This window comes from Streptomyces sp. NPDC046862 (assembly GCF_040704615.1).
GTDB lineage: Bacteria > Actinomycetota > Actinomycetes > Streptomycetales > Streptomycetaceae > Streptomyces.
Genome location: NZ_JBEYXP010000012.1, coordinates 42701 through 53595, shown reverse-complemented (window position 1 = coordinate 53595; position 10895 = coordinate 42701). Strand labels below are relative to the sequence as shown.

The 10895-nt window shown below is 71.9% G+C and carries 10 protein-coding genes; 3 read left to right on the top strand and 7 right to left on the bottom strand.

The genetic code is table 11. The annotated features are described in order from the left end of the window. Nucleotides 1-835 (bottom strand): hypothetical protein (locus tag AB0959_RS15475; RefSeq protein WP_366826915.1); only part of this gene is annotated, 835 nt, incomplete at its 3' end. 185 nt (nucleotides 836-1020) lie between these two features. Here AB0959_RS15475 and AB0959_RS15470 point away from each other — a divergent pair. Continuing rightward, nucleotides 1021-1437 (top strand): hypothetical protein, encoded by a 417-nt coding sequence (locus tag AB0959_RS15470; RefSeq protein WP_366826914.1) that lies wholly within the window; start codon nucleotides 1021-1023, stop codon nucleotides 1435-1437. A 190-nt stretch (nucleotides 1438-1627) separates the two neighbouring features. On the opposite strand, the gene AB0959_RS15465 is transcribed toward AB0959_RS15470, so the two are convergent. Both AB0959_RS15465 and AB0959_RS15460 read right to left on the bottom strand, forming a co-directional pair. Further along, nucleotides 1628-3550 carry an AMP-binding protein gene (locus tag AB0959_RS15465; RefSeq protein ID WP_366827064.1) on the bottom strand — a complete coding sequence of 641 codons (1923 nt, stop codon included), beginning with the start codon at nucleotides 3548-3550 and terminating at the stop codon, nucleotides 1628-1630. A 305-nt stretch (nucleotides 3551-3855) separates the two neighbouring features. Then, nucleotides 3856-5184 carry an acetyl-CoA C-acetyltransferase gene (locus AB0959_RS15460; RefSeq protein ID WP_366826913.1) on the bottom strand — a complete coding sequence of 443 codons (1329 nt, stop codon included), beginning with the start codon at nucleotides 5182-5184 and terminating at the stop codon, nucleotides 3856-3858. Nucleotides 5185-5282: 98 nt separating this feature from the next. Here AB0959_RS15460 and AB0959_RS15455 point away from each other — a divergent pair, with 98 nt between their 5' ends. Both AB0959_RS15455 and AB0959_RS15450 read left to right on the top strand, forming a co-directional pair. Continuing rightward, nucleotides 5283-6671 (top strand): 3-oxoacyl-ACP reductase, encoded by a 1389-nt coding sequence (locus AB0959_RS15455; RefSeq protein WP_366826912.1) that lies wholly within the window; start codon nucleotides 5283-5285, stop codon nucleotides 6669-6671. A 3-nt stretch (nucleotides 6672-6674) separates the two neighbouring features. Further along, the gene (locus AB0959_RS15450; protein ID WP_366826911.1) at nucleotides 6675-7604 is read left to right on the top strand and encodes a MaoC/PaaZ C-terminal domain-containing protein; all 930 of its coding nucleotides are present in this window, start codon (nucleotides 6675-6677) and stop codon (nucleotides 7602-7604) included. Here AB0959_RS15450 and AB0959_RS15445 read toward each other — a convergent pair. The 4 genes from AB0959_RS15445 to mqnE form a co-directional block, all read right to left on the bottom strand. After that, on the bottom strand, nucleotides 7597-8271 hold the full coding sequence (locus AB0959_RS15445; protein ID WP_366826910.1) for a TetR/AcrR family transcriptional regulator: 675 nt from the start codon (nucleotides 8269-8271) through the stop codon (nucleotides 7597-7599). The genes AB0959_RS15450 and AB0959_RS15445 overlap by 8 nt on opposite strands. 66 nt (nucleotides 8272-8337) lie before the next feature. Continuing rightward, nucleotides 8338-8637 carry a DUF4229 domain-containing protein gene (locus AB0959_RS15440; RefSeq protein ID WP_366826909.1) on the bottom strand — a complete coding sequence of 100 codons (300 nt, stop codon included), beginning with the start codon at nucleotides 8635-8637 and terminating at the stop codon, nucleotides 8338-8340. A gap of 84 nt (nucleotides 8638-8721) precedes the next feature. Then, complete coding sequence (locus AB0959_RS15435; RefSeq protein WP_366826908.1) at nucleotides 8722-9246, bottom strand: GNAT family N-acetyltransferase; 525 nt, start codon at nucleotides 9244-9246, stop codon at nucleotides 8722-8724. Nucleotides 9247-9730: 484 nt separating this feature from the next. After that, nucleotides 9731-10894, bottom strand: coding sequence for an aminofutalosine synthase MqnE (mqnE, locus tag AB0959_RS15430; protein WP_366826907.1), 1164 nt, complete (start codon nucleotides 10892-10894; stop codon nucleotides 9731-9733). Between the last annotated feature and the right edge of the window lies 1 nt (nucleotide 10895).

Sequence of the window (10895 nt, the reverse complement as noted above, 5' to 3'; positions counted from 1 at the left end):
CGTGCGGGGTTCCGGCCTCGTGCACGGTTCCGGCCTCGTACGCGGATCCGGCCTCGTACGCGGATCCAGTCCCGAACGGAGATCCGTCCCCGAACGGAGATCCGTCCCCGTACCGGGATCCTGCCCGGTGTGCGTCGACAGTGAGGTGGGGCATCGCCGCGGCCCAGGCGGCGTCCTCCGCGGTCGCCTCCACCACGCGCAGGGCATGGCGGACGGTGTCCACACCGGTGCCGAGGATCCCGCCGGAACCCGCGTTGCCCAGCGCCGTCAGCGCGACCATGATCCTCCGGGTGTTCCCGGCACCGATCGCCTGCTCCACGAGACGTCGCAACCGGGGCTGGGTGTCCACGATCGGGACGAGCGCCGCGAGGGCGGGGTGGAAAGGGGCGCGCCGGGTCAGGCCGGCCACGGTGGCCACGGGTGCCGCCGCCACCTGCAGGGCGAGGGCCCATCCCGCGCGCCGGATCGCCAGGCCGGAGAGCGGATGGTCGGGCAGAGGCGCCTCCACCCGGTGCTCCTTCTCCACCGCCCCGGCCACGGCGGCCAGCTCCGCCATGATCTCCTCGGGCGGGCCCTCGGTGGCCACGACGACGTGCCCGAGCACGGCGTTCGCCACGGCCCAGTCCACGCCCGGCACGGCGGCAAGGCGCCGCTCGGCCTCCCGCGCCAGCCCCACCGCGGTGGACTCGGGCAGGTCCCCTTCGCGCAGTCCCCGTACGGCGACATGGGCGCGCCCGTCGAAGAGCCGTACACGCGCTGCGGGCTCGTCACGCTCCGCACCCACCACGGAGGTCGCGACGGCCCGCAGCAGTCCGAGCCCCGGTATCGCCGGCATCGCCACGGCGCCTCACCCATCTTTCCGCTGCCACCGCTGCCACCGCTGCCACCTGCCTGTCCGCGTGCTCGGGTAGCCACAGATTCCGTCTTCAATCAGATAAATCAGGCAAAAAGGAGAAAACACCTCGCGGACGCGCGAGAATTGAAGGGGTCCACCACACCGACTCGGAGAGGAGGACAGGGATGGCCAGGACAGCGGAGAGCACCCGCGAGGACAAACAGGCCGAGACGCGGTCCCCGGACACCCATGAGCACGAGGGAGCCGGTCTGCATCTGCACACGCGCACCCTGCACCCGCCGGTGCCGATTCCGTACATCACCAGGGGCGACATGCGAAGCACCGCCCGATCGGCGACGTCACGGATGCCGGGCATGCCGTCGGGCAAGGACCTCGTGTTCTACGGAGGTCTCGGCGCGATGACCGTGGCGGGCGCCCTGGAGTGGCCGGTCGCACTCGCCGTCGGCGGAGCGACCTGGCTCGTGCGCAGCCGAGGAAAGGGAAGGGAAGCGCACGCGAGGGAAGCACACGAAGGGGACGGCGACGCACGGGCGGTGAAGAGCGACACCCGGGACCGTGACTCGGCCAAGAAGACCACCTGACCCAGCCCACACCAACGGCGCGCGGCGGCGAGAACGCTGCCGGGCGCCGCCCCGAAGCGAACGGCCTCGAGGCGGGACCTCGGGGCGGCGGGGCCTCGGGCCGGCGGCTCCAAGGCCCGCGACGAAGGCGAGGCGACCGCGCCACCACCCGGCCGCCAGCCGTCGGCCGTCGGCCGCTACGTACCCGCGGTCACTTCGCGTACAGCCCCTCGATCTCCTCCGCGAAGTCCCGTGCGACCGCCTCGCGGCGCAGCTTCATCGAAGGGGTCAGGTGGCCCTCCTCCTCCGTGAAGTCGCGGCCCAGGACGGCGAACTTGCGGATGGACTCGGGACGGGAGACGAGCTTGTTGGCCTCGTCGACGGCTCGCTGGAGGAGCGCGAGCAACTCGGGGTCGTCGACGACGAGTTCCGGCGGCACGGTGTGCTTGCCGTTCATGCGGCGCCAGTGGTTGAGCCCCTCGGGGTCGAGGGTGATGAGAGCCGTGATGTAGGGACGGCCGTCGCCGAGGACCATGCACTGGGAGATCAGGGGGTGGGCGCGGAGCCAGTTCTCCAGAGGGGCGGGGGCCACGCTCTTGCCGCCCGCCGTGATCAGCATCTCCTTCTTGCGGCCGGTGATGGTGAGGTAGCCCTCGTCGTCCAGGGACCCGAGGTCGCCGGTCGACAGCCAGCCCTCGTTGGTCGCCGGGGCCACCCCGCCGGCCTGCGGGTCCCAGTAGCCGCGCAGCACCGGGCCGCCCGCGAGCAGGATCTCGCCGTCCACGGCTATCCGGACCCTGACGCCGGGCATGGGCCAGCCCACCGTTCCCATACGGGGTTTGAGCGGGGGTGTGACGGTGGCGGCCGCCGTGGTCTCGGTGAGGCCGTAGCCCTCGTAGATCTCGATGCCCGCCCCGGCGTAGAAGGCGGCGAGGCGGCGGCCCAGCGGGGAACCGCCGCAGATCATGTAGCGGACTCTGCCGCCCATGGCGTTGCGGATACGGCGGTAGACGAGCGGGTCGTAGAAGGCGCGGGCCGCCTTCAGGGCACGGCTGGGGCGGGCGCCGGTACCGGATCGGCCCGCTTCCACGGCCTCGGCGTACCGCTGGGCCACGCTCACGGCCCGGTCGAACGTCGACACCCGGCGCCCCATCTCCGCCTTCGCGCGGGCGACGTTGAAGACCTTCTCCAGCATGTACGGGATGGCCAGCAGGCACGTCGGCCGGAAGTTCGACAGATCCGACAGCAGGTCCTCGGACTTCAGGCTCGGCGCGTGCCCGAGCCGCACCCGCGCGCGCACGCAGGCGATGGCCACCATGCGGCCGAAGACGTGTGACATGGGGAGGAAGAGGAGAACCGACGCCTCCTCCTTCGTCCGCGCCCTGAAGACCGGGTAGAGGAGCTCGATCGCGTTGTCGACCTCCGCGAAGAAGTTCCCGTGCGTCAGGGCACAGCCCCGGGGACGGCCGGTCGTGCCCGAGGTGTAGACGACGGTGGCGAGCGTGTCGGGCCCCAGCACCCCACGCCGCACCGCGACTTCCTGGTCCGGCACGTGCGTGCCGAACTCGGCCAGCCGGTCGAGGTGCCCCTTCTCCATGACCCACATGTGCCGCAGGTCGGGGATGCGTCCGCGCTCCGGGCCGAGCGTGGAGGCCTGCGCCGCGGTCTCCGTGACGAGTGCCACCGCACCGGTGTCCTGGAGGATCCAGCGGGCCTGGAAGACGGAGGAGGTCGGGTAGACGGGGACCGTCACCAGACCGGCCGCCCACGCGGCGAAGTCCAGCAGCGTCCACTCGTACGTCGTACGCGCCATGATGGCGATCCGGTCGCCCGGCATCAGCCCCTCGGCGATCAGCCCCTTCGCCAGCGCCTGCACCTGCGCCGCGAACTCGGCGGCCGTCACATGGGTCCAGCGGCCCGCCTCGGCACGTCGGCTGAGGACGATGTCCTTCGGCGCGATCTCGGCGTTCTCGAAGGGCAGATCGGCGAGCGACCCGTACGTCACCGGTGCGACCAGCGGCGGTACGGACACCTCACGCGCCACCCCGTCCAGCCGCCTGACCTCGGGCTCCGTCAGGAGCGGCGTCGCGTCGTAGGCGCGTGAGGAGACCGGCAGGGCGGAGGACGGTTGCATGAGGGACACGAGCGGCTCCTGGGGCGTGCAGCGAGGCGATGCTCTGCCGCATGACGTAGTACGTGCCTCACGTACCGGGGCGTTCAGCCACGGCCCCCCATGGTTGGGGCAGAGGATCATCACCGGTCAGGAACCGGATCGTACGGCGCGCGCGTGATGGGTCTGTGCCGGTTCGGGGATGCTCCGGCGCCGGAGATGTGCGGGAACGGGGGCTCCCCTGGGCAACTCCCCCTGACCTGGCGTTATCGTGAGCCTTTTTCAGGTTCGCTCGCATGCTGGCACAGCCCCGCGCCCTGACGAACCCCTCACGCCCGCTCCAAAATCGCCGTCACCCCCTGGCCCCCGGCCGCGCAGATCGAGATCAGGCCCCGGGCCGGGCCGTCCCGTTCCGCCAGGAGCTTCGCCAGGGTCGCGATGATCCGGGCGCCCGTCGCCGCGAAGGGGTGCCCGGTCGCCAGCGACGACCCCGCCACGTTGAGACGGGCCCGGTCCACCGGCGCCAGACCCCGCTTCTCCCAGGCCGCCAGCGTCGCGAGCACCTGGGACGCGAAGGCCTCGTGGATCTCGACGAGGTCGAAGTCCTCGATGCCCAGCCCGGCCCGCTCCAGCATGCGCGGCACCGCGTACGCCGGTGCCATCAGCAGCCCGTCCTCTCCGCCCGCCACGTCACCGCCGGCGCCCGCGAAGTCCACCGCCGCCGTCTCGTACGCGGTCAGGTAGGCGAGCGGTTCCAGCCCACGGGCCTCGGCCCACTCCTCGCTCGCGAGCAGCACGACCGCCGCGCCGTCCGTCAGGGGCGTCGAATTACCGGCCGTCATCGTGGGGTTGGAGCCCTTCAGCCCGAACACCGGCTTGAGCGCGGCGAGTTTCTCCACCGTCGAGCCCGGTCGGAGGTTCTGGTCCCGGTCGAGCCCCCTGAACGGCACCACCAGGTCGTCGAGGAAGCCCCGCTCGTACGCCGCCGCGAGCCGCTGGTGGCTCGTCGCGGCCAGTTCGTCCTGGGCCTGACGTGTGACGCCCCAGGCCCGTGCCGTGACGGCCGCGTGCTCGCCCATGGACAGGCCGGTGCGCGGTTCGGCGTTGCGCGGGATGTCGGGGACCAGGTGTGCCGGGCGGATCTTCGCCAGCGCACCCAGCCGGGCACCCACCGTCCTCGCCCGGCGCGCCTCCAACAGGATGCGCCGCAGGCTGTCGTTCACGCCGAGGGGCGCGTCGCTCGCCGTGTCGGCACCGCCCGCGACGGCCGACTCGGTCTGGCCGAGGGCGATCTTGTTGGCGGCCGCGATGACGGCTTGGAGGCCGGTGCCGCACGCCTGCTGGACGTCGTATGCGGGGGTGCGGGGGTCCAGCCGCGAGCCGAGGACGACCTCGCGGGCGAGGTTGAAGTCCCGGCTGTGCTTCAGGACCGCACCGGCCACCAACTCCCCGACCGCCCCCGGCTCTCCGGCCGCCCCCGGCCCTCCGAGCCCGTACCGCTCGGCCAGTGCGTCGACCGCGGCCGTGAGCATCTCCTGGTTGGAGGCGGTCGCGTACGGTCCGTCGGAGCGGGCGAACGGGATGCGTGTGCCACCGATGACCGCGACGCGCCGCGCGGTGGGCGCCTTCGACCTCGGAGCCGACCTCGGAGTGCTCATCTCGACCTTCTCCTCACCCGTGACGTAGGCTTACCTTCGGTAACATTACTCCGGAGTAAGAACTTTCCGGCGTTGCGAACCCGAGCTGGGAGCTGACCATGGCCGACCGCTATCTGAGCCTCACCGCCACCGCGCCCGGCCGCTTCCTGACCCGCCGCCTCGGGTTGCCCCAGCCCACGGCACTGAAACGCTGGTCACCCGGGCACCCCACGCTCGACGGCCCGCTGCTCCACCTCACCGCCGGCACCTCCGGCCTCGACCTGGCTCCCGTCCTCGCCCGTACGGGACTCGCGGGACCCACGGGACTCACCACGACCGGCACCGGCACCACGACCGGCATCGGCACCGGCACCGGCACCGGCACCGGCACCGGCACCGGCACCGGGAATCCTGCCGCCGTCGTCCTGGACGCCACGGGCGTCACCGACTTCGCCACCCTCGCCGAGGTGCACGCCGCCCTGCACCCGGTCGTCCGCTCGGTCGCCACCGGCGGGCGGATCGTCGTGCTCGGCGCGCCACTTGACGCCCACGACCACCAACAGGCCGCCGTGCAGCAGGGATTGGAGGGCTTCGTACGGTCCCTCGGCAAGGAGGTCGGGCGCGGGCGCACGGTCACCCTTCTGCGCCTGGCCGGGGACGCGACGGCCGCCGAGTCCACCCTCCGCTTCCTGCTCTCGCCCAGGTCGGCGTACGTCAGCGGGCAGGTGATCGAGGTGGGGGACATCACCGGGATCACCGCGCCCGAGGACTGGTCGCGCCCCCTCGCCGGGCGCACCGCGCTGGTCACCGGGGCGGCGCGCGGGATCGGCGCGGCGGTCGCCGAGACGCTGGCGCGGGACGGGGCGCGGGTGATCTGCCTCGACGTACCGCAGGCGGAGTCCGAACTCACCGCCACCGCCACCCGCCTGAAAGGCACTCCCCTCCCCCTCGACATCACCGCGCCCGACGCGGGCGAGCGCATCGCCTCCGAACTCCCCGGCGGGCTGGACGTCCTCGTCCACAACGCGGGCATCACCCGCGACCGCAAGCTCGCCAACATGCCCGCCGACCGCTGGAGTTCGGTCCTGGAGGTGAACCTGGCGAGCGTGGTGCGCACGACCGACGCCCTCCTCTCCGCCAAAGCGCTGAACACCGGCGGCCGGATCGTCGCCACGGCCTCCATCTCCGGGATCGCCGGGAACGTCGGCCAGACCAACTACGCGACGAGCAAGGCGGGCGTCATCGGTCTCGTCCGCGCCCTCGCCCCGCACGCGCTCGCCGACCACGGGGTCACCGTCAACGCGGTCGCCCCCGGCTTCATCGAGACCCGGATGACGGCGGCCGTCCCCCTCCTCGTCCGTGAGGCGGGCCGCCGGATGAACTCCCTCGCCCAGGGCGGCCTGCCCGTCGACGTGGCCGAGACGACGGCCTGGCTCGCGCACCCGGCATCGGGCGCGGTCAACGGCCAGGTCGTACGGGTCTGCGGCCAGAGCCTGCTGGGGGCGTAGCCCATGACGCCCGCCCCCGAAGCGATCCTCGTCCTCCCGAAGCCCCCCTCCCTCGCTCCCCTCCTGGCCCGCGGCGCCCTGCGCTCCCCCTTCAAACACCCCCACCCGGACGCGGCCTTCCCCCGCACCCGCCTGCTCCTGCCCCGGACCCGCGTGGATCTCGCGCGCCTCGCCGCGTACGAGCGGGTGTGCGGCTTCCCGACCGGTGACGACGCCCTGCCGATCACGTTCCCGCACGTCCTCGGCTTCCCGTCGGCCATGCTCCTGATGAGCGACCGCGACTTCCCGCTTCCACTCCTCGGTCTCGTCCACACCTCGATCGAGATCACCCAACACCGGCCGCTGCCGCCCGGCGGCGACTACGAACTCCTCGTGTACGTCGAGAAGCTGGCACCGCACCGCCGTGGCACCGAGGCCACGGTCGTGACCAGGGCACGGACCGACGACACGGTCGTCTGGGAGTCACGCAGCACCTACCTGGCCCGGCACACGACCGGCGACCGGCCGGCCGCACCCGACGACCGACCAGCCACGCGCGCCCACGACACCTCCCAGGAAGCCCCCAAGCCCCTCCCCGTCCTCGCCGAATGGCACCTGGCCGGGGACGTCGGGCGGCGGTACGGGGCGGCGTCGGGTGACCGCAACCCCATCCACCTGCATCCCCTCACCGCCCGCCTCTTCGGCTTCCCCCGCGCCATCGCGCACGGCATGTGGACGGTGGCGCGCTGTCTGGCGGAGCACGGCACACCCGGGGCGGCGTTCGTGCGCGCGGAGTTCCGGACGCCGGTGCTGCTGCCGGGGAAGGTGACGTACGCGGCGGAAGGCGGCCGCTTCGAGCTACGGGGTCACGACGACCGGGTGCACGTCACGGGAAAGGTCACCGGAGACGTCGCTGGAGAACTCACTGGAGAGGTGCGCCCGCCGCTCACGTGAGGGCAGACGCCGCCACGGCGTCCGTGCCGCTGGGCGGCGACCAGGGGTGCCCGTCCATGAGGTCGCCGAGGCCGGCCCAGGCGAAGTTCATGAGGGTCGCGGCCGCCTGTCTCGCCGTGACCCCGGGGGTGGCGTTGGCCCAGGCGGCCAGCGCCTCTGCGGCGCCGACGAGGGCCTCGGCGAGCCCGGCGACCTCACCGTCGGCCAGGGACGGATCCCGGTGGGCCTCCCGCGCCGCCACCGCGATCAGCTGGGTGACGAACTCGACCAGTTCCCTGCGCATCGCGGCCACCTCGGCCGCGAAGGGTTCGCCGTGCGTACGGGCCTGGAGGTGCAGCACGGCCCAGCCGTCGGGGTTCTCCGCCGTGTGCGTGAAGAACGCCTGGAGCCCTTCCCAAAGCTGACGATCGGCGGGAAGCTCGGTCCGGACCCCCGCGCGCACGGCCTCGGTGAGTGCCTTCGCCTCACGCCGGATGCAGGCGGTGAAGAGGTCTTCCTTCGAGTTCAGGTACAGATACACCAACGGCTTGGACACGCCCGCCAGTTCGGCTATCTCGTCCATCGAGGCGGCCCGGTACCCCCGCTGCCCGAACGTCCGCACCGCTGCGTCCAGCATCTGCCGCTCCCGCACAGCCCGCGGCATCCGTTTGCTCTTCACAGCACCCATAGGGAAAGGGTAGGCGCGTTCGGGATCACCTTGGCCGTGGAGTCTGGCCAAAAACAGGAGGTCGGGTCAGGACGCCTGGCCCTGCGCGCGGGCCGTGTCGTCGGCCTCGTCCTCCTGGCTGCGGTTGGCGTCCAGGCCTGCCTTCACGCGGTCGACCTTCTGCACGATCTTCACGGAAGCGCGGTCCCGTTCCTTGCGCAGGACCACGAAGCTGATCGGGGCGGACACGACCAGGGCGAGCAGAACGACCCACATGCCGTTGGACGCGCCCAGCCCGCGTGGAGCGAGGCCCGAGTAGACGAGGCCCCAGACGACCACGAGGCAGCCCACGAAGATCCCGAGGCGCATCAGTGTGTAGCGGAGCATCTCAATCCACTCTTCCGTTCCGAACCGTTCCCAAAGGGCACCGTCCAGTGAAGCACGCCGGGCCCACGATCTTGGAGGGGGGCCTCAGTGCAGGGACAGCAGCATGAAGACGTCGTCCCGGTCGTCGCCCGGCGCGACGCGGATGGCGCCGGGGACCCGGCCGACCTCCTTGTACCCGCAGGAGCCGTAGAACCGCTCCAGCCCGAGGCCGCCGCGGCAGGTGAGCCGTATCGCGTCGATGCCGTCGAAGCCACGCGCGGCCTCCTCCGCGGCGGCCAGCAGGTCCCGCCCGTAGCCCTTGCCCTGGTGCCGGGGGTGCACCATGACGGTGTACAGCCACACCCAGTGCGTCATCAGCCGGTGTGTGTTGAACGTGAAGAAGGCGGTCGCCGCGATCTCGCCGGCCTCGTCGCGGCCGACGAGCAGCCGTGCCCGTTCCTCGGCCATCGCCGCGAGGTGCTTCACCAGTTCGGGCCGGATCGCCTCCGGCGTCACCGGAGGGACGAACCCGACGGCTCCGCCGGCGTTGGAGACGTCGGCCCACAGTGTGAGCACGCCGTCTCGGAGGTCGGGGGTGACGGCGGGGTCCAGTTGGAACGTGAGGGACATGTTGGGACCGTATCTCGTGTGCCTTGTTGCGGCCGGTGGGCGGAGGCGGGTCCGCCGTGGCTGGTCGCGCAGTTCCCCGCGCCCCTTGAAGGCCTGGGCGTACCCGGCGTCACAACGTCCCCAGCCCTCACCGGGCCGCAGCCGCCGATGTACCCAGGGGGGTGTGCCGGGAGGTGTCCGCCCGCAGCGGCCGGCGTCCGCCGCCGAGCACCACTCACGCCCACAGCACCGCCGGACCGAGGACGGAGACCTCCCGGCGCGCCCCCGGCCCCACGAACACGCCGCAGGCGCCCCGGTACGCGGCGGAAGGGGGCCCGCCCGGATGCCGGGCACGCCCGCGCTGTCAAGGGGCGCGGGGCTGTGTCGATATGCGGCTCCGCCGCGTGGGCGCGACCAGCCACAACGAACCCGCACCCGCCCACCGACAACAACCCGGCAGACGAGACCGACCGGCCAACCCCCGGAGGGAAAGGCGCCCCGAACCTCAGACCCGCATCGGCTGCGGCGACTCCCGGCGCTCCGGGTCCGGGCCCTCGTACTCGCGGATGATCTCGTAGCGGGTGTTGCGCTCCACCGGGCGGAAGCCCGCGTCGCGGATCAGGTCCAGCAGGTCCTCGCGGGTCAGCTTGTTCGGCGTGCCGAAGTTGTCCGCGTCGTGCGTGATCTTGTACTCGACGACCGAGCCGTCCATGTCGTCGGCGCCGTGCTGCAGCGCCAGCTGCGCGGTCTGCACACCGTGCATGACCCAGAAGACCTTCACATGCGGCACGTTGTCGAACAGCAGCCTCGACACCGCGAAGGTCTTCAGCGCCTCCGCCCCCGTCGCCATCTGCGTCCGCGCCTGCAGCCGGTTGCGGACCTTGCCGTCCTTCACGTCCACGAAGTCGTGCTGGTACCGCAGCGGGATGAAGACCTGGAAGCCGCCCGTCTCGTCCTGCAGCTCACGCAGCCGCAACACGTGGTCCACCCGGTGCCGCGGCTCCTCGATGTGGCCGTACAGCATCGTGCACGGGGTCTTCAGACCCTTCTCGTGCGCGAGCCGGTGGATCCGCGACCAGTCCTCCCAGTGCGTGCGGTGGTCCACGATGTGCTGCCGGACCTCCCAGTCGAAGATCTCCGCGCCACCGCCGGTCAGCGACTCCAGCCCGGCGTCGATCAGCTCGTCGAGGATCTCGGACGCCGACAGCCCCGAGATCGTCTCGAAGTGATGGATCTCGGTGGCGGTGAACGCCTTCAGCGACACGTTCGGCAGCGCGGCCTTCAACTCCCGCAGCGAGCGCGGGTAGTAACGCCACGGCAGGTTCGGATGCAGCCCGTTGACGATGTGCAGCTCGGTGAGGTTGTCGCCCTCCATCGCCTTGGCGAGCCCCACGGCCTCCTCGATGCGCATCGTGTACGCGTCCTTCTCGCCCGGCTTCCGCTGGAACGAGCAGTAGGCGCAGGAGGCCGTGCACACGTTCGTCATGTTGAGGTGGCGGTTGACGTTGAAGTGGACGACGTCACCGTTCTTCCGCGTCCGCACCTCGTGCGCGAGCCCGCCCAGCCACGCCAGGTCGTCCGACTCGTACAGCGCGATGCCGTCCTCGCGGGTCAGTCGCTCACCGGAGCGGACCTTCTCCTCCAGCTCGCGCTTGAGCCCGACGTCCATG